Origin of the sequence: Paraclostridium tenue (assembly GCF_039521565.1) — a bacterium.
GTDB classification, from domain to species: Bacteria; Bacillota; Clostridia; order Peptostreptococcales; family Peptostreptococcaceae; genus Paraclostridium; species Paraclostridium tenue.
Genome location: NZ_BAAACP010000002.1, coordinates 50,909 through 76,012 on the forward strand (window position 1 = coordinate 50,909; position 25,104 = coordinate 76,012).

General features: G+C 26.0%; 22 protein-coding genes. 8 read left to right on the top strand and 14 right to left on the bottom strand.

Annotated elements, in window-relative coordinates:
* Nucleotides 1–31: 31 nt before the first annotated feature.
* The 3 genes from ABFX13_RS01920 to ABFX13_RS01930 form a co-directional block, all read right to left on the bottom strand.
* Nucleotides 32–3,031 carry a helicase C-terminal domain-containing protein gene (locus tag ABFX13_RS01920; RefSeq protein ID WP_346041564.1) on the bottom strand — a complete coding sequence of 1,000 codons (3,000 nt, stop codon included), beginning with the start codon at nt 3,029–3,031 and terminating at the stop codon, nt 32–34.
* Nucleotides 3,032–3,184: 153 nt separating this feature from the next.
* Nucleotides 3,185–3,580, bottom strand: a complete 396-nt coding sequence (locus tag ABFX13_RS01925) for an HsmA family protein (RefSeq protein ID WP_346041566.1) — start codon at nt 3,578–3,580, stop codon at nt 3,185–3,187.
* A 79-nt stretch (nt 3,581–3,659) separates the two neighbouring features.
* Entirely contained in the window at nt 3,660–4,079 is a 420-nt protein-coding gene (locus ABFX13_RS01930; protein ID WP_346041568.1) for a MarR family winged helix-turn-helix transcriptional regulator, read from the bottom strand.
* Between the two features lie 107 nt (nt 4,080–4,186).
* Here ABFX13_RS01930 and ABFX13_RS01935 point away from each other — a divergent pair, with 107 nt between their 5' ends.
* Nucleotides 4,187–4,837: a nitrite/sulfite reductase domain-containing protein gene (locus ABFX13_RS01935; protein WP_346041570.1), complete on the top strand. Its 651-nt coding sequence runs from the start codon at nt 4,187–4,189 to the stop codon at nt 4,835–4,837.
* Nucleotides 4,838–4,911: 74 nt separating this feature from the next.
* Here the strand turns inward: ABFX13_RS01935 and ABFX13_RS01940 are convergent, their stop codons facing one another.
* Nucleotides 4,912–5,850: an amidohydrolase family protein gene (locus ABFX13_RS01940; protein WP_346041572.1), complete on the bottom strand. Its 939-nt coding sequence runs from the start codon at nt 5,848–5,850 to the stop codon at nt 4,912–4,914.
* Nucleotides 5,851–6,014: 164 nt separating this feature from the next.
* Between ABFX13_RS01940 and ABFX13_RS01945 the strand changes: the two genes are divergently transcribed.
* Both ABFX13_RS01945 and ABFX13_RS01950 read left to right on the top strand, forming a co-directional pair.
* The gene (locus ABFX13_RS01945; RefSeq protein WP_346041574.1) at nt 6,015–6,257 is read left to right on the top strand and encodes an ATP-binding cassette domain-containing protein; all 243 of its coding nucleotides are present in this window, start codon (nt 6,015–6,017) and stop codon (nt 6,255–6,257) included.
* A gap of 514 nt (nt 6,258–6,771) precedes the next feature.
* Nucleotides 6,772–7,734: a collagen-like domain-containing protein gene (locus ABFX13_RS01950; protein ID WP_346041576.1), complete on the top strand. Its 963-nt coding sequence runs from the start codon at nt 6,772–6,774 to the stop codon at nt 7,732–7,734.
* A gap of 297 nt (nt 7,735–8,031) precedes the next feature.
* Here ABFX13_RS01950 and ABFX13_RS01955 read toward each other — a convergent pair whose 3' ends face one another.
* Both ABFX13_RS01955 and ABFX13_RS01960 read right to left on the bottom strand, forming a co-directional pair.
* On the bottom strand, nt 8,032–8,217 hold the full coding sequence (locus tag ABFX13_RS01955) for a hypothetical protein (RefSeq protein WP_346041578.1): 186 nt from the start codon (nt 8,215–8,217) through the stop codon (nt 8,032–8,034).
* Entirely contained in the window at nt 8,210–8,416 is a 207-nt protein-coding gene (locus ABFX13_RS01960) for a hypothetical protein (RefSeq protein ID WP_346041580.1), read from the bottom strand. The genes ABFX13_RS01955 and ABFX13_RS01960 overlap by 8 nt, the downstream gene beginning before the upstream one ends.
* 145 nt (nt 8,417–8,561) lie before the next feature.
* Here ABFX13_RS01960 and ABFX13_RS01965 point away from each other — a divergent pair, with 145 nt between their 5' ends.
* Together ABFX13_RS01965 and ABFX13_RS01970 are read left to right on the top strand one after the other, a co-directional pair.
* The gene (locus ABFX13_RS01965; RefSeq protein ID WP_346041582.1) at nt 8,562–9,314 is read left to right on the top strand and encodes an ABC transporter ATP-binding protein; all 753 of its coding nucleotides are present in this window, start codon (nt 8,562–8,564) and stop codon (nt 9,312–9,314) included.
* Nucleotides 9,301–10,104, top strand: coding sequence for an ABC transporter permease (locus tag ABFX13_RS01970; RefSeq protein WP_346041584.1), 804 nt, complete (start codon nt 9,301–9,303; stop codon nt 10,102–10,104). Before ABFX13_RS01965 ends, ABFX13_RS01970 begins: the two co-directional genes overlap by 14 nt.
* Nucleotides 10,105–10,241: 137 nt before the next feature.
* On the opposite strand, the gene ABFX13_RS01975 is transcribed toward ABFX13_RS01970, so the two are convergent.
* Nucleotides 10,242–11,054, bottom strand: a complete 813-nt coding sequence (locus ABFX13_RS01975; protein WP_346041586.1) for a nitroreductase family protein — start codon at nt 11,052–11,054, stop codon at nt 10,242–10,244.
* A 195-nt stretch (nt 11,055–11,249) separates the two neighbouring features.
* Here ABFX13_RS01975 and ABFX13_RS01980 point away from each other — a divergent pair, with 195 nt between their 5' ends.
* Together ABFX13_RS01980 and ABFX13_RS01985 are read left to right on the top strand one after the other, a co-directional pair.
* Nucleotides 11,250–11,801: an ABC transporter substrate-binding protein gene (locus tag ABFX13_RS01980; RefSeq protein WP_428833844.1), complete on the top strand. Its 552-nt coding sequence runs from the start codon at nt 11,250–11,252 to the stop codon at nt 11,799–11,801.
* 202 nt (nt 11,802–12,003) lie between these two features.
* On the top strand, nt 12,004–12,609 hold the full coding sequence (locus ABFX13_RS01985; protein ID WP_346041588.1) for a hypothetical protein: 606 nt from the start codon (nt 12,004–12,006) through the stop codon (nt 12,607–12,609).
* A gap of 3 nt (nt 12,610–12,612) precedes the next feature.
* Here ABFX13_RS01985 and ABFX13_RS01990 read toward each other — a convergent pair whose 3' ends face one another.
* From ABFX13_RS01990 to ABFX13_RS02000, 3 genes are all read right to left on the bottom strand, one after another.
* The gene (locus tag ABFX13_RS01990; RefSeq protein WP_346041590.1) at nt 12,613–13,590 is read right to left on the bottom strand and encodes a GTP pyrophosphokinase; all 978 of its coding nucleotides are present in this window, start codon (nt 13,588–13,590) and stop codon (nt 12,613–12,615) included.
* Entirely contained in the window at nt 13,591–14,631 is a 1,041-nt protein-coding gene (locus tag ABFX13_RS01995; RefSeq protein ID WP_346041592.1) for a nucleoid-associated protein, read from the bottom strand.
* A 664-nt stretch (nt 14,632–15,295) separates the two neighbouring features.
* The gene (locus tag ABFX13_RS02000) at nt 15,296–16,063 is read right to left on the bottom strand and encodes a hypothetical protein (protein WP_346041593.1); all 768 of its coding nucleotides are present in this window, start codon (nt 16,061–16,063) and stop codon (nt 15,296–15,298) included.
* A 669-nt stretch (nt 16,064–16,732) separates the two neighbouring features.
* Here ABFX13_RS02000 and ABFX13_RS02005 point away from each other — a divergent pair.
* Nucleotides 16,733–17,314, top strand: coding sequence for a hypothetical protein (locus ABFX13_RS02005; protein WP_346041595.1), 582 nt, complete (start codon nt 16,733–16,735; stop codon nt 17,312–17,314).
* Nucleotides 17,315–17,582: 268 nt separating this feature from the next.
* On the opposite strand, the gene ABFX13_RS02010 is transcribed toward ABFX13_RS02005, so the two are convergent.
* The 4 genes from ABFX13_RS02010 to ABFX13_RS02025 are packed head-to-tail and all read right to left on the bottom strand — an operon-like array spanning nt 17,583 to nt 25,097.
* Nucleotides 17,583–18,365, bottom strand: a complete 783-nt coding sequence (locus ABFX13_RS02010; protein ID WP_346041597.1) for an N-acetylmuramoyl-L-alanine amidase — start codon at nt 18,363–18,365, stop codon at nt 17,583–17,585.
* A 50-nt stretch (nt 18,366–18,415) separates the two neighbouring features.
* A complete protein-coding gene (locus ABFX13_RS02015; protein WP_346041599.1) occupies nt 18,416–18,856 on the bottom strand; it encodes a phage holin family protein in 441 nt (146 codons plus the stop codon).
* Between the two features lie 37 nt (nt 18,857–18,893).
* Complete coding sequence (locus tag ABFX13_RS02020; protein ID WP_346041601.1) at nt 18,894–21,212, bottom strand: BppU family phage baseplate upper protein; 2,319 nt, start codon at nt 21,210–21,212, stop codon at nt 18,894–18,896.
* A 60-nt stretch (nt 21,213–21,272) separates the two neighbouring features.
* Nucleotides 21,273–25,097 (bottom strand): phage tail protein, encoded by a 3,825-nt coding sequence (locus ABFX13_RS02025; protein ID WP_346041603.1) that lies wholly within the window; start codon nt 25,095–25,097, stop codon nt 21,273–21,275.
* Nucleotides 25,098–25,104 lie beyond the last annotated feature (7 nt).

Below are 25,104 nucleotides of genomic sequence, written 5' to 3' on the forward strand. Positions count from 1 at the left end.
AAACACAAGTTCTTTATATTTATAAATTTATCTACTTATAAATAATTTTAATTTTTTTATTCTTAATATCAATATCTTTAATAAATAAGGAAATATTTCTTTTAGATATTTCTTCATTAACATAATCAATTCTACTCATTTCTTTATTATTTTTATATATAACTTTTAAAGGGCTATATATATCACACTTAATATCTCTTAATATTTCCTTAAAAGTTTCCATTTTCCAAGCCTTAAAATCTTTATTTATATTTTTAATCACATAATCTTTATCAACTCTTCGTATTTTATTATTATGCAAATCTCTTTGAAGTTTATTTATTGTTGAATTGTTGTTACCTATATCAAGTATTATAAAATATCCATAATCATATTTACTTCTTATTAACCTTCCATAGGCTTGTTTTGCTTTTATACTTAATTGAGGATAATTAACATCTTCATAAGATAATTTTTTAAAATTTCTTATAGATGAATGTAATGGATCATCAATACTTTTATTTGGAAGTTTATCTAATATTACACAAGTTAATCCTTCTCCTTGTATATCAACTCCCTCAAAACAACTTTTAGATGCTAATACTACACATTTTTTACTTAAGTCTCTTAAATTATTAATAGAAGTTTTATCTTTAAAGAGCTCTACATTATTTATGTTCAATTTATGAATTAATTTATCATAGACCTTATCTAATCTATTTTTACTAGTGAACAAAGCTAGTACATGTCCATTGCTGTTTATACATATTTTTTCTATTAAATCTACTGTTTGATTTATAAATTCATCATTTAAAGCATTATACTTAGGAAATTTATCCATAGCTAATATTTTAGTTTTACTTTCATAATCATATATAGATTCTATCGTTTTATCCATAGTTTTATGTTTATTTAAACCTAGTGTATTTTTAAAATTATTCATATTGTTATTTATATTTAAAGTTGCAGATAAAAATATAACAGTGTTTACTGTGCTTAAAAACATGCTTTCAAACATTTCAGCTATATCAATAGGAATAACTCTTATATTAAAGTATTTATATTCATAATTTATATCTATTATTCTACAATAATTATCTAAATCTTCTTCTATGAAGTTTTCAATAGTAGTTATTGTGCTATCTATATCTGTAGATTTAGCTTTTATTGTATTAAATAAATAACTATCGTCTTCTCCTTCTTTTTCACATTGATCTATTATATAATTTAAATTTTTTAGTATTTCTCTTAAATGAATAATTATATTTTTAAGTTCCTGTCTTATAAAACTTTTTATATCTAATTTATTTTTAAGCTCAATATATTTAAGTGGTGCTTTTTGTCTATTTATTTCCCAAGAATGATCATATAAGCCATTTTTAAGAGTTTTACTACATTCATACAATATATTATTTATACTTTTTTTAACAAAAATTATTGTTTCTTGAAGTTTTTTTCTTATGTTTATATCTAAATGCAATTTTCCTAAAACACTTATATAAAACTTATCCATTGTACTAATATTTTTATAGTTTATATCATCGTGAGGATATAATTCATCTACAAGTTTTTCTAATTGTATACTATTAGATTCTAATGTAAAAAAATCATAACTTTTTTCCATTAAATTATGACCTTCGTCTATTATTAAGTATTCTAGCTGTTTTTGTTCTTTATATGGCCATTTAGCAAGTAAAGAATGATTGATAACTGTTATGTGTTCTTTTGGAAGTTCTTTTATACGATTTTTATAAAAACACTTTTCTATACACTTTTCTGGATAACATATATCAGATTCACATCTTAAATCAATTATCACGTCATTTATATCTTTAAATACTTCTTTTACATTTTTAGGTATTTCTTCTATATCTCCGTACTCTCCACTTTGTATAAGTTTTTCAATATATAGAAACTGTAATAGCTCATTTTTAGTTTTAAATATTTTATCTTTTTTATATTCATATAACCTTTTATTACATAAATAATTATTTTTACCTTTCATGCAACCGTAATTTATTTTATCATATAAATTTAAAGATTTTAAAACTGTTGGTATATCTTTATTTATAAGTTGCATCTGAAGATTTTTAGTATCTGTTGATATTACTATCTTTTTATCATTATAAAAAGATTCCATGATAGCAGGTATTAAATATCCAACACTTTTTCCAATTCCTGTTGGAGCTTCTATACATCCTATTTTAGGTGAGTTATTTTCATCTTGAAATACTTCTTTTATAAACTTTGTAAATTCATATTGTTTTGGTCTAAATATATAACTAAAGTTATTAGATGATGTCCATAATTCACTTATTTTTAATAAATTTTCATATGAATTTTTATAGTTTGATAAATTAAAATTATGTTTGTTAGAATTATCGCTATATTTGATTTCATAAGTTACATACTCTTCATATTCTTTTTTATTATCTATTTCTTTTAAATACTTACTCCATTCCCATTTAGGTAAGTTTGCAGTATGAAAGTATTGATCTAAATTAAAATATAATTTATCTAATCTTGATTCTTCATTTTTAAATAACCTTAAAAGTAATGAATTTATTATATGAATATTTAATATACAATCATATAATGCCCTATTTTGTTTGACTTTGTTTAACTTAGTTATATTTTTCAAAAGATAGTTTATATTATAATCTTTATGATATGGCTCTAAAATCATAGCTAACTGCATAGAATCTAACAATTCATTTTGATACTTATTCCCTGTAAATATATATTTGTCCATAAAACATTTTTGAGAATTTAAATCATAAAAAATTATAGGATAATCTTCTATAAATTCTATTAATTTATTTTTTATTTGATATATAGTTGGCGATTTATCTAAGTCTTCCATCTTTAAGCTTTTACACATACCAAATACACTGGCAGAAACTTCTTCAAATGGCTTTATTAAAGTACTAAATTTTGATATTTTACCATCAGTTATTTTTATAGCTGCTATTTCTATTATTTCAGAGGAATTTGGATTTAATCCTGTGGTTATTAAGTTTAAATAAATTACATCTTGTAATATGCTTTTCATTTACATCCTCCTATTTTTTAGTAAACTAATTATATCACTTTAGATAGTTTAAAAAAAGCATTCTAATTTTTATATTAAAAAAATCCACTTTTAACTATCTTGACTTCAAAACAGTTGAAAATGGATTTTGAATTATTATAAATTAATATGTCCTTAGTGCATCATACCTATCATAGCACCTATTATATATGGTATTAACCAAATACACCATACAAATATACTAAATTTATGAAATACTTTTTGTTTTTCTTTGTCATCCTTGTAAAGTACCCATGTAGCCCATACAGCATGAAATAACATAAGTAAAATAGCAATTGTTCCTGTTATCCCATGAATTGTTTGAGCAGTTGATGAAATAGCTATAGTTCCTGATTTAGCTATTTGTCTCATAAGAAAAGTTCCTGTTGTATCACATATTAAACCTAAATAAAATATTATTACATGATTTTTCTTTAATACTTTAGCCTTTCTTTCACTAAATACACCTACTGTATAAAATACTAAAGCTAGTGTTATAGCAGTTATAGCTAATACTAATTTAAAACTCATGATGTCTCCTCCTTTTAGTTTGTACGCAAACCATTTTTATTTAATTATTATATACCCACTTCAATAAATTGTGAAACAATTATTTTATTTTTTCTTTTATTAATTTTAAAGACTTAACAATATCTTCTTTTTCTTCTTCTGTTAAATTATCAAATAAATTTTCAAAGGCTGATTCTATTTTTACTCTAAAATCTTTTGCAAATTCCAATCCTTTTTCTGAAAATTCTATATATGTATTTCTCTTATCAGATTCATATTTAATTTTTTTTATATATCCTGCTTGTTCAAGCCTGTTTACAATCCCTGATACCGTTCCTTTTGATAAATACATTTCCTTACATAATTGGCTTATATTAATTTTTTTATTGTGTGCAACAAATTTTAACACTATTATTTGTTGATGTGTAAGTCCACTTCCTAATAAACTTGATTCTATTTTATTAATAGATTTTGAATGTATCTCTCTTATTAACATTAATATTTTAAATGAATCTATCATAACTGCCTCCATATTTATTTTTCTTATAAATTATATTAAATACCTTTAGCTATATATTGTAAATAATGTTATAATAAATTATTAAAAATAAGTAGAGGATTTTAAATATGGAAAATTACATTAAGACTCAAAAAACTTTAACTGACAAAAAAAGATTTACTTTAACTCCAAATTTATCTTCACCGTTTATTTCTCCTGATACTATAATACATATTGGTGAAATAGCAAAAAAATATGGTGGAGTTTTAAAATTAGGATCCAATCAAAAAATTTCAATTATTAATTTAAAAGAAGATTGTTTAAAAGAAATCTCAAAAGAACTACAACTTGATTTAGTTCCTAAGAGTAAATTTTTATTAACTAATATAACATTATGTACTTCTAACTTTTGTAGAATGTCTAAATATCCAACTATAGGTATCTATATGAAATTAGTAAAAAAATTTTATAAAATGGAGCTACCTGCAAAAACTAAAATAGGTATATCTAGTTGTAAAAATTCATGTAATAGTGCTTATACTAAAGATATTGGTATAGTAGTAGATAAAGATGGTAAATTTTTTATAACTATGGGTGGACGTGCTGGTACTAACCCTAAAGCAGGATATACTATTGCTTCTGGCTTAAATGAAAATCAAACGATCTTAATACTTAAAACTGCTATCACATATTATAAAACTAATGCTAATGACAAGGAAAAGTTAAGAGATTTTATAGACAGAATAGGTTTAGATTCATTTATAAAAAACTTGTGTTAAATAATAAAAATACTGTATTAATTCTAATTTTTATCATTAGAATTTGTATACAGTATTTTTTATTTAAATATTATCTACTTTAAAGAGTTTATTCTAATAATATCTAATTCTTCTTCTGTAAAAATCTTATTTGAATAAAGCATTAAATATTCTTCACTAACACTAGAATCAAATACTATTAAATCATCAGTATTTATACTTATATTTATCCCTTTATCAAATAATTTTTTTATAGGATGATTTTTTATATCATCTATAGCTTTTAAGTATATGTTACTAGTTGGACATATATTAAGTCTTATATTTCTATCTTTTATCATATCTAATACATAGTCATCTTCAATTGCTCTAAATCCATGTTGAAGTTCATCTAAATTTAAAGTATTTATAGCATCTTTAACATTACTATATCCTAAAAATTCACCTGCATGAGCTTTTAACTTAAGACCTTTACTCTTTCCATATTCATAATACTTTTTATATCTTTCAAATCCAATTAATTCTTCATCTCCATATAAATCCATCGACTTAAATATATTGCTATCTATAAGTGATGGTATTATATTTTCTAAATTTGCATCAGTTATACTCTTTGCTATTCCTATTTCAGGTCTAAAATCTATATTTTCTTTATATTTTTCAACTATATTTTTTATACCACTAAAAAATTCTTTGCTATCTTCAAATCTAAGTACATCATGACAGTCTATACTAGCTTCTAACAAACTTACTCCATCTTCAATAGCATTTTTTACTGTTTCTTCTATCGTCCATAAAAAATCATCTTTAGTTCTTATATGATTTATATATTCATTAAATATAAAGTCATCCAATCCTTTTATTCCATACATATTTTTAGATGGACTTTTTATTTTCCCGTTAGTATATTTATATATATTTTTAAATCTCATTCCTAATCCACCATGATTATGTAGTTCACCTTTAGGTATAGTCTTTAAGCCATCTATATCTTTATTCATTAGGTATTCTTTAAACTTCTTGCTGTTTTCCATTTATATCTTCCTCTCATTTACATATATTTTCTCATTATACCATATATATTTTTCAAGTAAAAAACATGTTGATATTAATAAAAAATATAAAAAATTTAGTGGTACAAATTCTCGTAAATTTTAATATTATAAAATATGCTAGTTAAATCATAGGGGGTGGCATCATGCAACCAATAGTAGATGTAAAAAATCTTGCCAAAAATTTTTATAATAAAGAGGGTGAGGTAGAAGTCTTAAAAAACATTAATTTTTCTTTAAATGAGGGTGAAATATTTACAATACTTGGACCAGCTGGAAGTGGTAAGTCTACTATTTTAAACATACTTACAAAACTATTAGAACCTACTTCAGGTGAAGTAAATATAAAAGGAAACATTGGATATATGTTTCAAAAGAGCATTTACTAGAGTGGAGAAATATTATAGATAATATAACTATAGGTCTTGAAATTCAACATCAAAAAACACCTCAAGCTATATCTAAAATTGAAAATTTATTAAAGAATTATATGAAGTAAAATCAACTTTAATTTCTGATTTTATACTTATTTTCCCAAATTTAATTTCTTCAATTTTAAATTTTTTGTATATATGTATCTGTCTATATAGATAATTGTGAAATATAATTATATATTTTTTCAGCTAAATTTTAATTTTAATAAAATCCATTTAAAGTATTTTGCAAAGCTAATACCAGAACATTAGTATAGATATCCTATCTTCAATAAGTACTAAAATCATCTCGTATTTTGATCAATCTTCTAATCTATTTTTAACAATGATCTATAGTTTCTAAGTAAGCTTTTATTTACAGAATTATAGAACTAATATTACCAATAAATGAGTTTCAATTGTAATAGTTAATGCATATAATAATATTGCATTATATGTAATTAATTTTTTAAATAGAGGTGCAAGTTATATGAGTGCAAATCATAATAATTATTATAAAAAACCATATAATTGCAATTCATGTGATTGCGAATCAACATATAATTATAATTCATATGGTTGTGAACCAACATATAATTACAATTCATGTGGTTGTGAACCAACATATAATTACAATTCATGTGGTTGTGAACCAACATATAATTGCAATTCATGTGGTTGTGAACCAACAAAGTGTTGTTGCCAATACCTAATATGTCCTGCTGGCCCTACTGGTCCTGCTGGTCCTACTGGTCCTACTGGCCCTGCTGGTGGTGCTACTGGTCCTACTGGCCCTGCTGGTCCTACTGGTGATATCGGTCCTATTGGTCCTACTGGCCCTACTGGTGATATCGGTCCTACTGGTCCTACTGGCCCTACTGGTGATATCGGTCCTATTGGTCCTACTGGCCCTACTGGTGATATCGGTCCTATTGGTCCTACTGGCCCTACTGGTGATATTGGTGATATCGGTCCTACTGGCCCTACTGGTGATATCGGTCCTATTGGTCCTACTGGCCCTACTGGTGGAGTATTGAATTTTGCAGATTTCTATGCATTGATGCCCCCAGATAATGCAGCAACCGTTGCCCCTGGAACGGATGTAAGTTTTCCTCAAGATGGACCTTCTAGTAGTCCAAATATTACGCGTACTGGACCTAGTTCATTTAACTTAGCTTTAATTGGAACCTACCAGATATTGTTTCAAGTTAGTGTAGACGAAGCAGGTCAATTGATTTTAACTCTTAATGGATTAGATTTAGCATATACTGTTGTAGGTAGAGCAACAGGAACATCTCAAATTGTAGGGATGGCGATTGTTACTACAACATCAATAAATTCTATATTAACTGTACGTAATCCTGCCGGCAACTCAACAGCACTAACAATCACTCCTAGTGCAGGAGGTACAAGACCTGTTTCTGCACACCTTGTTATAACTCAACTTGCATAAAAAATGCAAAAACTAAGGAGACTTTAGCCGCCTTGATTATTTCAAGGCGGTATTTTAAGTACTAAAATTGTTGAATTAAAACTTCTTCAGGTCTACCCACAATATTTACGATTTTTTTATCAAATTCACTTCAACCTTATTAATACCAAAACTTATTTTGATATAAATTTCAATTCTTTACCAAAAAAGAAAAAGATCAATAGGTATACTAACCTTTTTCTTCTCTTTAGAATCTTATTATGTCAAATATTTCTTATAACATCTATATTATATATTTATATACTTATTTCAAGCTTTTTATATTAACTCTAAATACTTAGAATTGACATACCCAAGACCTTTATTATCTTCAAATCCAAGTACATCATGACAATCTATACTAGCTTCTAATAAACTTACTCCATCTTCAATAGCATTTTTTACTGTTTCTTCTATAGTCCATAAAAAATCAGCTTTAGTTTTTATATGATTTATATTATTCATTAAATATAAAATCATATAATCCCTTTATTCCATGCATATCTTTAGATGGATTTTTTATTTTCCCATTAGTATATTTGTAAATATTTTTGAATCTCATTCCTAATCCACCATTATTGTGTAGTTCACTTTTAGATATAGTCTTTAAGCCATCTATATCTTTATTCATTATGTACTCTTTAAACTTCTTGCTGTTTTCCACTTATATCTACTTTTTAATTATCATATATATTTTTCAAGTAAAAAACATGTTGATATTAATAAAAAATATAAAAAATTTAGTGGTACAAATTACCATAAATTTTAATATTATAAAATATGCTAGTTAAATCATAGGGGGTGGCATCATGCAACCAATAGTAGATGTAAAAAATCTTACCAAAAATTTTTATAATAAGGAGGGTGAGGTAGAAGTCTTAAAAAACATTAATTTTTCTTTAAATGAGGGTGAAATATTGACGATACTTGGACCATCTGGAAGTGGTAAGTCTACTATTTTAAATATACTTACAAAACTATTAGAACCTACTTTAGGTGAAGTAAATATAAAAGGAAACATTGGATATATGTTTCAAAGAGACCATTTGCTAGAATGGAGAAATATTATGGATAATATAACTATAGGCCTTGAAATTCAACATCAAAAAACACCTCAAGCTATATCTAAAATTGAAAGTTTATTAAAAACTTATGGTCTATGGGATTTTAGAAATATGTATCCAAAGGAGCTTTCTGGAGGAATGAGACAACGTGTTGCATTAATTCGTACCTTGGCTGTAAATCCAGATATATTACTTCTTGATGAACCTTTCTCTGCGCTTGATTATCAGACAAGAATTTTAGTTAGTGATGATATATATAAAATAATTAAAAATGAAAATAAATCAACTATTTTAGTTACACATGATATATCTGAAGCTATTTCAATGTCAGATAAAATTGCCGTACTTTCAAAACGCCCTGCAACTGTTAAAAATATATATGATATAAATTTAAAAATAACAGAAAACAGAACTCCTATAGTATCTCGTAGTGCTGAAAATTTTAAGGATTACTTTAACATCTTATGGAAGGAGATTGATTCAAGTGAAACAAAGTAATATCTCCAAAGGCCACAGGGAATATTTAAATTCCATAAAAAAAGAAAAACAACTAATTTTCTTATATCAATTACTTTTGCTAGCAGGATTTATAGCTATATGGGAAATTCTTGCTAGATTAAATATAATAGATGTATTTTTATTTAGTAAGCCAAGTGATATATATAACTTATTTATTAAATATATTCAAAATGGAGAACTATTTAAACACGTACTAATATCTAGTTATGAAACTATAGTAGGTTTAATAATAGGTACAGTACTTGGAATACTAGTAGCCATTTTACTTTGGTGGTCAGAAAGACTATCTAAAGTATTAGATCCATTTTTAGTAGTATTAAATGCACTTCCTAAAACCGCATTAGCTCCTATCTTAATAGTATGGGCTGGAGCTGGAGTAAATGGCATTATAGTTATAGCTATTACTATATCTGTAGTTGTAACTATATTATCGGCATATAACTACTTTATAAGCGTAGATGAGGAAAAAGTTAAAATGCTTAGAAGCTTTGGCGCTACAAAATTTCAAATACTAACTAAATTAATATTTCCTTCAAATATAGGTAATTTAATAAATCTTACTAAAATAAACATAGGTATGGCTTGGGTTGGAGTTATAGTAGGAGAGTTTTTAGTATCTAGATATGGACTTGGATACTTGATAGTTTATGGTGGTCAAGTATTTAAATTAGATTTAGTAATGATGGGAGTAATAGTTTTAGCTTTATGTGCTTTAGTTATGTATCAAATATTAAATATAATTGAAAAAATTTATAGAAGCAAAAGATAATATTTAATATCTATTTGCTTTAATATTCATAATATAACTGAGTTCTTTATTTATTATCTTTAGTTTGATACTAAATATTATTAATAAATTTGAGCTCAGTTATATTATTTTAATTTTTTAATCTACAAAAAAGTTTATTATATATTGCAATGCCCTACTATCTCATAGTCATTTGGTATTTTATAATCTTTATTTACATTTCCAAGAGTCCATTTTAAATCAAACATAGTAGTGTCAATTATTACACCAAAATATAACATAACTATACCAACATCAATTTTGCCTTCATATTCATTTGCAAATTCATCTTTTCTAACTGCAAGAATTACCATTCCTCCATCAATTATAAATCTCCATGGTTGTCTATTTAATGTAGAAGGTGCCATTCTAGCAAAACTAAATGCATCTAACAATCCTCTTTCCTCTAATCTTTCTATACTTGCATCTTTTCCCCATTCATCAAGATATACTATTTTATCTACACCTAATCTATATGAATCTGTATTAGATGATTTAGATTTTACAGCTTCTCCATAACCTAAAGCTATAATTGCTGTAACATCTTTATCTGATACAATTTCAAGTTTTTCTTTTATACAATTACTGTCTTCAAATGTAACCCAACATGAATCTATTCCTAAATCTCTAGCTTTTAATATTAAATTTTCACCTATGTATCCTGAGTTTTCTATATAACCTTTATTTACTTCTGATAAAATAATAATATAATTTGGCGCTTCTATCATATGTCCATTATATCCTGCTATTTTTTTAAGTTTTTGATATACTTTATCTTTACTAAATACTTTAATATCAATCTTTATTTCTGGTAAAAGCTTCTTGGAATTGTGTATATATTCTTTCATTATTTTAAAATCAGATTCTTTTATTTCTTGGTTCTTAAATTCCCTTACAGATCTTTTATTTGATATAAGATATTTATAATTCATAATATTACCCCTCCATAAAATATACTTACCTTTATTTTTATAAATTTTATACCCATAAAAAATGTAAGCAAACATTTTCATAGTATTTATCTTATTTCTTAAATTCTAGTTAATATTTAAATTGTAATACTTATATCACCAATTAACTAAAATTTTAATATTATGTAGTATCTTTAAATTTTAAGGGGTGGTTTCATGTTAAAAAAATTAACAGCTTTTATATCTTTGGTTACTAGCCTCTCTTTAGCTATGGTTGGATGTACTAGCAGTACTACATCAAATAATAAGTCTAAAGAATTGACTAAACTAACAGTTGCAGAAGTAACTCATTCAATATTTTATGCTCCACAATATGCAGCTATAACTCAAGGTTTTTTTGAAGATGAAGGAATAGAAATAGACCTTATAAATACTCAAGGAGCTGATAAAACTATGGCGGCTCTACTTTCTGGTGAAGCAGATATAGGTCTTATGGGCCCTGAAGCTTCTATTTATGTATACAATAAAGGTAATTCTAATTATGCTGTAAATTTTGCTCAACTAACTCAAAAAGATGGAAGTTTTTTAGTTGCTCGTGAAGGTAGTGATAAATTCTCTTTTGAAGATTTAAAAGGTAAAGAAGTCTTAGGTGGTAGAAAAGGTGGAGTTCCTGAAATGACATTGGAATATGTGCTAAAGAAAAATGGTTTAGTTTTAGGTACTAATGCTAAAAACGGAGAGGTAAATGTAAGAACTGATGTTCAATAATCAGTATTATGATAACAGTTATTATGAATTTATAAAAGTATTTAAACTTATATTAATTTTTTAACTATATATATTTATTTAATATAATACTATCTTCCTATATGTGTAAATAATTTTTACATTTATTATATTAGATTGTATGTTAATATTTCCATTTTTTGTATTATAATAGTATTATATTAAATAAATCAAGGAGGTTTCAATGAGTAGCACTAAAGTATTTCCAGGTAAGTTAAAAAAATACGAACTAATAGGGTTGTATATATATTATTCATTAATATGTTTTTTAGCTATTTGTGTAAGTATTTTCGTTATAGCATCTAATAATCTAAATATAAGTTTATTCCCATCTAAATTAAACTATTTCCTGTACGGAGAATATACTATAAAAATTTCATCAAAACTAAATTTATATAATCTAGCATTTATAGGTTCAATATCTTCTGCGCTATTAGGTTCTTCTATAACTTATATAAAAAAACTTTATGTATTTTCTTTAGGAAATATTTTTGATTTAAATGTAGATAATGAAGAAGATAAAGTAAATGAATTTGGAACAATTATATATTTCTTGTTTAGACCTGTTTTTGCAGCTATATTTTCAATAGTAACATTTTTAGGTTTAAAAATAGGTATAATTCCTTTAATTAATAATAATTCTGATATATCATCAATAGTTTATATGTACATGTTTATATCATTTTTCATAGGATTTGGTGCAGGAAATGTTCTATCAGGATTAGAAAAAAACTGTGATTCTTTAATAAATAATGCAATTGATTCAATAAAAAAAACTGCAGTTAAATAAAATCTAACTGTAGTTTTCTATAGATATTCCTAAGTCATTATATAAAGGTATTAAACAGTCCTCTGTTAGTGGCCAATCTCTATAAACAGCCTTTCTATTATATTTTATTAAGTAATATACTAATAAAATAACAGGCTGTTTATATATCAATTTAATTTCTTGATTTTGTAATATTTTCTTTTTTATAGATTTTTTAGAATCTATAAAAGTTTTAATTTTTTCATATATATTTTTATCTAAAAAATCTCTATAGCTATCAATAATTAGATTATTTATATTTTCATCGGGAGTATCTATGGGAGCAAAGCTTCTATAATATTCTGTTAGTTTTTCTAATAAATCTGAATAATTTTTTTCTTCTTTACCTACCATATCTTTCACCTCCTTGAAAAAATAATCTGCACTTTCTATAAGAGCCATGCTTCTTGATGTATATCTCTTTAAATTATTTCTAACATTCTTTTTATACATTGTATTATGTGACATCTCACAATATGCATGTTGTAATAAAGTTCTTATTTGAATTTCACAAGGCATATCTTTTGGTATTATTACATTTTCAAAATTTATATCATTTTTATTTTTAACTACATAGTGAACAGATTCATAACCAAACTTCTCTGGCTCTTTTTCTCTCTCACTTAAAAAGTCTCTATCTTTTGAATATGTCCATTTAGAATTATTTTCTATTATTTCATTTATTATCTCTATTTCATCTAAATATAATACAACTAATCTAATACCTACTTTATCTTGAATATCTGAATATGGATTCTTATAGTTTTTATTTCGATAAAAAGCTTTTGATATTAATGATTCTATTTTTTTCACTCTACATTTTGGCTCTATTTTAAAAAATGTATCTATATTAATATTTCTTTGTTTAATTTCTTTTATAATATCATCTTTTACAATATTTCCCCAAATTTTATAAATTTGTTCTTCCTTTTCATATAATAATTTAAACTCTTTCTCATTCATTTATTCTTGCCCTACTATATACCCTTTTATTCTTACTAAAGTATCATCTCCATCTTTTGATATACTTACTACTCTTGAAAAATCTTCTGTAGGCCCAACTAGGTTTATATTATCTGTAAACTTAATTTTCATTTTTTTTAAGTTTTTTTCTATAAGACTTATATCTTTCATTACATTTACCTCTGGAAAGTTTATAACATCCCTCATATGATTTGTGTAATTATCATTTATATCATCTTTAAGATATGTATCAGCAAACTCTCTAGTGCTTATTATATTGCTTTGATTTAGTTTAACATAAGTATTTAATGCACTATTAGCTTCAAACTTTTCTTCTTCTGTCAAATTAGGTTCTTTTTCAATAAAGCCTTTTGTCTCTATGTAAAACTGTTTAGTTAAATACTTACTATTTTGAGCTTGTCTACACCCTAAAAACGTTTCATAAAAATATTTTGCAGCATCTGAGTTCGCGCTTCTCCCTAAATTACTATCATATACTATACATTTATATTCTTCATTTACTTTAATAAACATACCTATTTTATATAACTTTTGATGAGGTGTTAATAATAACTCAGTTATATGATCTAATGTAAATTGATCTTCGTTTTTAACTATTGAAAATCCATCTTGAGTTTCCGCTTTCATTACTCCTACAAACTGATTTTCATCTTCTCCTATTTTACCATTAAATATAAATATTATACCTCCAGGTATTCTAATTGTATTCTGAGCATCAGCTAACTTTAAAGCTATTTTTTTTGATTCATCTACAAAATTAGTCATACCGTTTTCAACTATATCATTTATAGAATTAAATACACTATCCTCATTTTTATTATATATATCCATTTCTATACTATTTGAATCACTTCCTATAGCTTGAATAACTCTTTGATTAAATGTAAATAATGCAGCATCATTAAGCATTATTATATCCTCATTATATATTGGTTGTGTTGATATTTCAGATGACCTTCTTTTTAAAACTTTATGTGCGATTATACTTTCTATGTTTAAGTTGCACAGTAAATCCTCCATAACTATGTCTCCCTTACTATTTACTATTGTATTCTTCAGTATTTTCCTATATAATAAGGTTAAATTTTAAATTTAAAGAATACCTAAAAAGAAACTACTTTTTATTTGTTAGATACCAGTAGTTTCTTTTTTATTGTACATTTTTTTTTAACTTTTAGCAATAATAACCAATTAATTTATTATATTTTTAATTTTATTAATTAATTATTTTGCAATAATAAATTATCTTTATGTATTAATTTATATCTTAATTATTATGTGAATAATATTATAAATACAGCATAATATATTTTTAATTTTTAATGGTTTTATATAAACTAATTATATATTATAATTTTGTTATATGATAAAAAAGTATTAAATTTTATCATATAACATTTAATATCTAGAAAAATGTGTTATAGATTGATTTTTTTATTTTATATAATATATATATTCTACGTCTTTAAAATTTCCTATATAAAAATTATCCCTGTAATAACTTTACCTGCTCTTATGACATCGTAATAATATTTATTACTGTAACTTTTTCTAAAGCAACAATTATCTTTACAAGATTAATCAATATTCTCAATTTTACTTATTTAATATAGTTATTATATGTACTATTTTAAATTAATTTTACTATAAAAATAACATATATATTGTTTTTTAATGAACTTAACTATAAAGAAAGACATTTTTTTAAACTTTTTGAAATTTTATCAATAAATGAATCAAGTAAAATTATAAATCCAAATACAATTATTATAGTTGCCGTATTATCGCTAGTTAAACCTTTATATATACTTATACATGCAATAGTAAACATTTTATTAAAATTAAACACGTCCTTCTTATTGTTTATTAACTTGAATTTATAATTTACAATATCTAATTTTAATAATATCTTATTCATTAATTTTTCTATAATTCTATTCATTAATCTTGTACTTTCTGATTTTAGTACACTAGTAATACTACAAATTATTATATAACATATAATTGCATCTATAAATGATGCTTGTAATTCAATAATTTTATCTACAACATTTATACACAAAAACACTAATAGGCAATTTATTATTCCTATAAATATTAATGTAATTGATTTTAATACATTTTCAATAATTAAAAGTATTTTATACCCTAAATTATCTTTAGTTTTATTTTCTTCACTATATATTTCACAAATAATACATAGGTTTACTAAAAAATATATATCAATAAATGTAAAAAAAAGTGTTGTAGGAAGTTTTAATACATATATTAATCCAGTGTTTTTCCTTAAAACCAATAAAATAAAGATAATAAAGCATAAACTTACTATGCGTATTATACTAGCTAAATATTTAAAAGTTTTTTCATTGTTAAACTTACTATCTCTAATAAAAAAGCTAAATATAAAAATACCAATAATAATAACAAATACAATATATGGAAAACATATCATATTTTATCGCCTCCTAATTTATACTATATAATACACCTTTTTTATATTTTTTCATATCTCATAATTAATAATATATTTTCTATCGTATAAGTTTTTAAATATTCGCTTTCTTTATGCATATCTTTAGTCTAAGTTTAGTCTTAATTCTAATCTATGATTATAAGTTTTTTTAATTTATAATGTATTGAGCATTATTTGCCTTTCTATAAATATAAAAATATAGAAAATATTAAGTTTATTTTTTAAGTCATGCTATATGCTAAATATCCATTATAAAAGCTATTTCTTATTAATATATATTTTTATTATTAACAGCTATGGAGTTTAAAATATTATGTATTAAGGAAAGCAATTGAGAGTAGAATACTAATAGCTAATGAAACTCGTAAAAAATTTGATAGAGACTATGTAGTAAAGTGCAGTAGTTAGAGAATATGGAGAAAAAAGAAATAACGTAAGCAATAAAAAAGGAGTGCCAATACCAACTGGTACTCCTTTTACATTTTAGTTAAGATATTCATAAACTACTTAATTACTCTATAGCTATAAGTTAAATTAGCTATAAAGTTATAACAAATAAGATAAATTGCAATTAATTTATATATTTTCCATTTTTTTGTAATAAAAAATTATGTTATTATAAATATAGAATTATATAGGAGGGATATTATGAAAAAAGGGTTAATCGGTATATTAAGTAGTATTGTTATTTTGGGGTCTGGATTTTTTATAAACAATATGGATACAGTAAATAAAGATTCATATAAAAATGAAAAAAATAAATATGAAAAGATAGAAAAAGAGGAAAAAAATAAAAAAGAATCAACTAAATTTAATCAGAAACTAGATGAATCAAAAGAATCATATAAAAAAGCAGATAATCAAAATAGTGTTAAAGGTATAGACAAAAATAAAAATACTGTTGACAAAGAAGATATGAAAAAAAATGAGGTTAATACATATTCTGAAGAAATTAAAACAGATGATTCAAAGAATAGAACTTCTGGAGAAATATCAAAAAATAAATCAAATTATAATTCAGCAGAAACTTCAAATATAAAAAATAGTTCGAAACAATCTGATAATAACAATACTCAGTCAAATTCTAACAAAGTAATAGAAAAAGAAATTCCTCAAGAAGTAGGAGAAAATCCTATAAATAATGTTAACTCTAATACAAGCTTATCGGGAAATACTACAACAGAACAAAGTACACCAAAACCTAATATAGGAGTGCGTTTAGTAGATTAGAAACTGTATATAATTTACCTTTTTTATTTCAATAATATAGATAAATAAGTTTATCCTATAACTTTTAAATCATCTAAATATGATAGATGGAAAGTAAAAAACATTTGTAGATTGTAGCAGTAAGAAATAAAAAAGGAGTACTCATTGGCTTAGGTACTCCTTAATTAGTTAGTTAATAAGTCTAGCAACTACTAAATTTTACTATGACAGTTAGTAGGTTGAATGTCTAACCGAATCCCTATTATAATTAGTTATATATTATAACATATTATACTAATTCAAGATACTTAGAGCTTACATATCCAAGGCCTTTATTACCTTTAAATCCTTCGATACTTACCCATCCATTTAAACAGTATTGTAAGTTCACTATATCACCATTTTTAACTTGTCCTATAACATTGTATTGAGTTCCTCTGTCATATCTTACATTTAATACATCTGCTATTACCTTAGCTTTTCTTCCTGAATAATCTCCGTTTTTAAATCCTACTGCAGAAGAAGATCCACTTGATTCTTTCCAAGCAACATCATTAAATTTACATATTCCTTTTGCTATTGCTTTCGCAAATCTATCTTTATTATTCATTATTAAATTGTAATCTTCTTGATTTGTTATAAAGCCTAATTCAACTAGACAAGCTGACATATTAGTTTCTCTTATAACATGTAAATTACCTTCTTTAACTCCTCTATTTTTAGTATAAAGGCCTTCTTTTATTAATTCACCTTGTATAGCATCAGCTAAAGCTCTATATTTAAATTTATAGCAATAAGTTTCAAGTCCTTGTGCTCTTGGATTATCAGAAGCATTGCAATGTATAGATACAAAACTGTTAACACCTAAGTTATTAGCTTTATCACTTCTTTCATTTAAAGTTAAAAATACATCTGTAGTTCTTGTATTTATATTTTTTATATCTTGTGTTTTTAAATAGTTATTTACTCTATTTGCTACATCTAAAACTATATCCTTTTCAAATACATTATTAACTCCTACTGCTCCACTATCTTTTCCACCATGTCCTGCGTCTACCATATTTTTTTTCATATTAATCCCTCCTAAAATTTAAAAAATTTATTAAATAAAAAAAGAAAGTGCTAAATTTCTTCACTTTCCTTTTTATTATCGATATTTGATTTTTTATTACCTTCTTTCAATTGTTCTAATGCTTCTGCTAATCTAACTGGTACTGGTAATCCTAAAGCTGTACAATTTTCTAATATACTAATACCTTCATTAGCTATATAAAAATAGCAAATTAAAGTTCTAAATATCCATACGCTATCATTTATAAGCCTATCTAATAAAACAGCTACTATTAAAACTATTAATATAACTGATTTTCTAGCTATTCCTTTTAATCCTACATCAGAACTCAACTTTTGAGTTATATATCCTCTAAGTAATCCTGTTAGATAGTCTATTATCATAAATACAACCAAAACACTTACAGCAATATCCCACCCTCCAAATAACCAAGTGAATACAGTCCCAATAATCGCTACTAACCCGCTTAATCTTTCATGGTATATATTCATAAATTCCTCCTTATTTTTGCATAAAAAAAGAACTTCCTTAAAGTTCTGGTATCGGTGTTGCTATATACTTTTCTTCTATAAAATCTTCGGGATATAGTTTCTCTGCTAGAGAGTACATATCCCCACTTAATACTTGTTTGAACATACTAAACATTTCTTGTTCTATTAAACTAATTCTTTGTTGATTAAGTAATACTAAGTTAGTAATATAAGAAGTTATTTTAAATTCCATGTTAGGTCTTATAGATCCACTATTACATAAAACTGATGTTTCACCTTCATAGGCTTCTAAGAATAGTGGATTAACTTCAAATATTTTTTCTTCTGCTAATTGATAATATACTGTCGTATTGTTGTTTCGCAACCATGTTTTAGCTGATTCTACACTGTTAACGACATTTTTATCAAAACCTAATATTATACTTCCATATTGACTGTTTCTTTTACCACAATATATTCCTATTTTACGACCAAAGTATAAGTCTGCATACCCAATTAGAGTTGTAAATTTATTACTAATACAACCTGAATTTAGTTCATTTTTTAAATCTTGAACATCTATAGCAACACTGAAGAATCCATTATCTTCAGAATTGTATTTAAATAAGTCTTCACTACCATTTAAAATAATTTTACCAACTCTAATATGGTAATAATATTTTCCGTTGTTATGCAATTCTACAGTATCACAAACTGTATCAAGTCCCCTTAATTCTTCTATAGGTTTCCAAGTACCATCTACATCTTTAAATAAAAGAGGTTTTTTATCTTGTTTGTTGATGACATTATTTGAAACTTTATCACCTAAAGATAATTTAACATACGTTTCATCAGTTATTGTTAAATCTCCATTACTTTTGTAAATGGCTAGAGGTTTCTTATCATTAGGTCGTGTTGGACTAGGCAAGATAAATGTTTTTTCTTCATTAGCTTTTATTTCTGCACAATATGTGCCTCCATAATATAATGTACCACTAGCACTGGATTGAATTGTATATGTTTTTTCAACTCCTAATTTTATAGCATCAAAAGATATACTATCCATTCCAGGCGTAACTCCGTCCGTTGATTTAACATTTGCCAAGTTATAAGCTAAGTTATCATTTGATGCTAAAACCTCTATCTTATCCGTTCCAGTTCCAACACTTGCTATACCTTCTATATAATCATTAGTATATGAAAGTGTTATTTGCCAGTCTCTATAAATTAATTGAGCATTTGGATTTGATTGAATATCTGCACTTGAAATATAAAATCCTATTGCATCAATATCTCTATTATGAGATATTATAAAACTTTGATTATATACTCCTTTAGTTCCATCACAATAAGAATAACTACCATCTTCTACATTTCTTAGAGAAACTCTTAATCCACTAGGCAATCCTGTTTTACTTGTGATATTAATTTTAATATATACATTAGTATTAGCTTTCACAGTTTCAGGTAATACATACAATTTTGACTTTGTTGAATTGTTTAGTGTGGTAGGAGTACCATTTTCATTTCTTCTTAAGCATTTAACAGTTGTACCTTTTATTACTAAATCCTTTATAGTGCCATTTTTAGTTTCTTTACATGTTATATAACCTTTATCAGTTTTATAAGCTATATCTTGAGATTCTTTAAGCCCTGCTAAATCTAATACTTCTTGTTTTAAAGACTTACTACCTATTTTTAAATCACTTTTTAACCTTAAAGCTAAAGTATCATGTGTTACACCTTCTGTATCTTCTCTAGCTGCTTTTACCTCTAAATCTTGTGTTCCTGCTGCTATTGCTCTATTTACATCCTCAACTGCTTCATTAGCCTTATCTGTAGCATCTGTAGCATTAGCTATAGCTGTATTAGCTTTATTTATAGTTGCATCTAAATCAGATTGCATATCTGTAGCTATATTTAAAGTTCTATCTGCATTAGCTATAGCTTTGTTAACATCTCTAATCAATTGTACTAAAATAGGATACTCATTAGTACCTTCAATGCTTCCTGCATCTTCAATACTATCAAGTACCCTATATGCTAATTTAGCTGATTCTTTAACACTTTCACCTTTTACAATTTTTAATTCAAAGAAGTTAGTACCTTCGATAAGAGAATTAGACTTAAAATCAATTTCTATTATTCCATTTGTAGCGTCTACTATAGTAGCTACATCATTTATTTTTCTTCCTGTCGTAGTTTCAATTTTAACCACTACATTACATCCAGTTATATCTATAACTTTTCTTTGCATAGTTAATTTAGCTCTAACTTTAGCTGTATTTAAATCACCTTCTTTAAAGTAAATACTTGTGTTATTATGAAAAAATAACTTTGAAAAATCTATTGTTATATCATACGTTCCTAAATTCATTTATCCGCCTACTTTCTATATAACTATCTTAAGTACATTTGGTCTTGATCTACCTACCGTTTAGTTCAAATTAAGTTTCCTTTTTACAATATCAACAATATTTAAAGGAATATCATCTATACTAATTTTATTTTCATTTATCAAAGTAACATATATACTAGACATTCTTGACTTTCTTTTCTCGTCTTGAGATATATTAGGATTTATATCTAATAACATCTCATACATTTCAATACTTGCAAGTAAATTTGATATTATCAAATCATCTTGTTTTTTCTCATTTACTTTAAGTTGCTCATGGTTTTGCGCAAGTGTCGTGATAGCAGTGCCTAAGTCAAACTTCACAATAGCATCACTTTTATACACTTTAGGCAAATTAGGATTTAATGAATATACAACCTCAGCAGACTGCATTTCGACGAAATGAGCGTGGATTGATGAACGACCTCCAGTACTTCTTATGCAATGTATATCACTGCCGTTATCAGAACCTATCGTATGTCCATAAGCTTTTATACCATGTAGGTAAGCAGTAACGCCTCCCCAGTCCTCCATGTAAGTAGGGAATACCCCTAATGATGTTGATATCTCATAGTTAGAGTGCCCATGCACATGAACATTCTTATAAATATGAGTTTCTTTGTGAGGCATAAGTTCAATATTACCTATCTGATTAAATCCCATTCTACTTATGTGAGTTTTTCCACTATCAAGCTTGTACTCAAACATACCCCAACTTCCTCCCCAATTATAAGGAGCTTTGTCGGGGGCGTAGTGTTTAAATCCTAAGTGAGTTCCTCCGAATGTTTGAACACCTGGATTTATTCCATGAGCGCCTAATAATAGCGTAGGAACATCATCTTCAAGTCCAAAAAATGCTTGACGATTAATAGGGGCTTCACCTCCATTGTAGACACAGAAAAATTCCTCATCTATTCGTGCAAATTGGCTAGTATGAGCAGAATCAACCTTAACACCGTTAGCATCTACTGTTGTTATATGATTGTTTATTTCATTTGCACCAGGTATCCATTTTCTATGAAGTCCGTTTTCATGCAAATCAATTTGAGTAATTCTTAACTCCCCTACTGTATTACGTTTATAGATTATTAGTTTAATATAGTCAATTGCCTTGTTACTTCTTGTATATGTCTGATGTACTGTTTTCCATCCTACATTAGTAACTCCACTCTCTAAAAAGTTAGCATGATTATAATATTCAACTGTGCCATCCTTATTATGAATTTCCATATATAAATTAGCCATAGGAACAGATACTCCACCACCATGTCGAACATTTGTATAATGATAACAACCACTTAAAGTAAACTGTGTCATTTTGTTATTTTTAGGATATATCCTTTGTTCCCAGGTAGCTGATTTATCAAAAGAACAATCTCCGATATAAGCTGAGTTTGTACACATTATATCTCCACCATTATATCCTAAACTATATTCAATTACGGCAGGGACATCTAAATCTGCTCTAACTAACTTCCATCGTTGAGTGCCTCTACCAAAGTTAGAATCGTCAACTTCATTAGGAGCACCTAAGTTTTGAAACTTAAAATTAAAATCGTCAAAGGTTTGATCAAACTCAGTAAACTTATCATTTATTACATTTTTATTTTCGTCATATTCTTGCTTGCTAACTTTTAAATTTATAGCATCATTTACAACTTTAATTTGAGCGTTAGTATAAGTTTTAGCACTATCAAGTGAAGCATTAGCCTTTTTAAAAGCTATACTATCTACTGCTTCATTAACTCTTTGTCTATAATTAGCTAGCATAGTGTCATGCTCTCTATAGGCATTATCTAAAGCTAACTTATTATCATTGTTTATATTAGTTAATTTAAGTAAAGAATTTATAGTACTTATTAATCCGTCATATTTTAATTTGTAGCTATCATAAGAATTTTTTAAATTAGTCTTAGGCGTACCAACTAAATCACTATTTGAGTATAGAGTATTATATTCTTTAGTTACATCTATAAATTCAGTTTCAAGAGGTTTTAAGAATCCACTTATTTTGCTTTTTTCATCTTCTGTAAGTAAATTATCCTTAAATGCTCCATCTGTATATCCTTTTAGGTTATTTACGGATTCTTGGACATCATCAATGTTACTATTTAGTTCTTTTTTAGCATCATTAACTTTTTCGTCAACTTCTTCCTTAGTAGATACATTAGTTACACATTCTGAAGTTAATGTAAATACTGAAGGTTTAAGCTCTATTCTCCCGAAAGAGTCTACATACATAGTTCTTTCATTATTACCATCTAATATGGTGAACTTACCTTTTACATTTAAATAAGTTGCGTCTAATTGTCCTATCCACCCTCTATCAAGTCTTAATTCTTCTATAAGCGCATCTTTTATAGCGGCACTTTCAAAGTATTCCGTTCCATCTACAACCTTAGTGGTTGTAGCTTCTACTTGATTCGAGAACTCAGTAGCATGTCCAAATGTATTTACTGCTCTAACTCGATAATACCAAGTTTCTTTAGTTCCAACCTCATGCAAGAAAGCACTTGCTTTACCACTATAAATCATATGGAACACAGTTGGTTCAAAATCTTTTATTTTAGAAGCATAAACTTCATAGTTATAATACATCTTACTTTCGTAAGTCCAGGATAATGTAACTTTAGCCCATAATCCTTTGGCTGAAACAATAGGAACTGCAGGCAATGTATCTGGTGTTATCTCTTCTAAACTAGGTGGATTTATTTGTTCTCCTCCAGGATCTATAACACTTCCTCCTGGTCCTTCTGTTCCATCACTATTACCAGAGTTCCCTCCACTAAATATACCTTTCAGTTGTTCTCCTACTGTTACTTTTCTCTTGTTTTTATTTCTAACACTTACACAATCTTCAACTATTCTAAATTTAGCTCTTGAGTTATCTATAGTGTTTTGAAGTATTATAATATCTCCAAGTTTAAAGTTTAAATGTTCATATCCATCTTCTGATTTTAATTCTTCTATATCAAGTTCATAACTAACAATAGGTCTATTATTCTTTTGTAAAGCTTCCCATGTTTTCTTAAGTAAAAGCTCTGGATCTTTAATCCTTCCATCTTCAAAAATACCTATTATTCTCCCATACTTAGCTATGGCTTTTTTATCTTCTACAAATTCTTGACCTGCAGGTTTATCAGTAGGATTTCCATTTAATACGCTCCAAGAAACATCCTTAAAATCATACTTATACTTAACTAAATCTTTTTGATATTCTGAGCCACAACCATACATAACAGTATAAAATTTATCCTTCTGGACTCTTTTTATTTTACTTACATTTAAGTCTGTAGAGCATCTTATGCCTGTATCAGAACCAAGAGCATTAACTACATGCACTAATTTTCTAGATATACCTGTTCTAGTTTCATTCAACTCTATAGAATAATCAATCTCTACTCCAAAGTTTGAAATAATGTCTTGAATACACCAAAGGGGGTTTTTATATAAATATGGTCCTATAGGTATTAATGCTCTTTCTACGCACTCTCCAAGTTCATAAGATGTTCCATTTAACATTTCTGTCATTGCATCTCTTAAAGACACAGATTCTCTATAGTACTGTGTTATAGCCTTTTGAGTTTGTATACTATAAAAGTCATGTAAGCATGTAACCTTTATACTTGTTGAGTAATATGTTTCAGCTTCAACTTGATCTACAATAAATAAATCAAATTTACCATCTGCAAATACACCTATTTTATTTCCGTTTTCTATATCAACTACTGAATCATTCATTTTAAAAGTAAAAACTCTTTCTCCAAAGGTAGTTGATTTTATTTCATCATCATAAAATTCATAATCATTTACAATTCTTTTTAATCTTTCATTTTCATCTAATAATAGTAAATAATCTTTCATATCACCA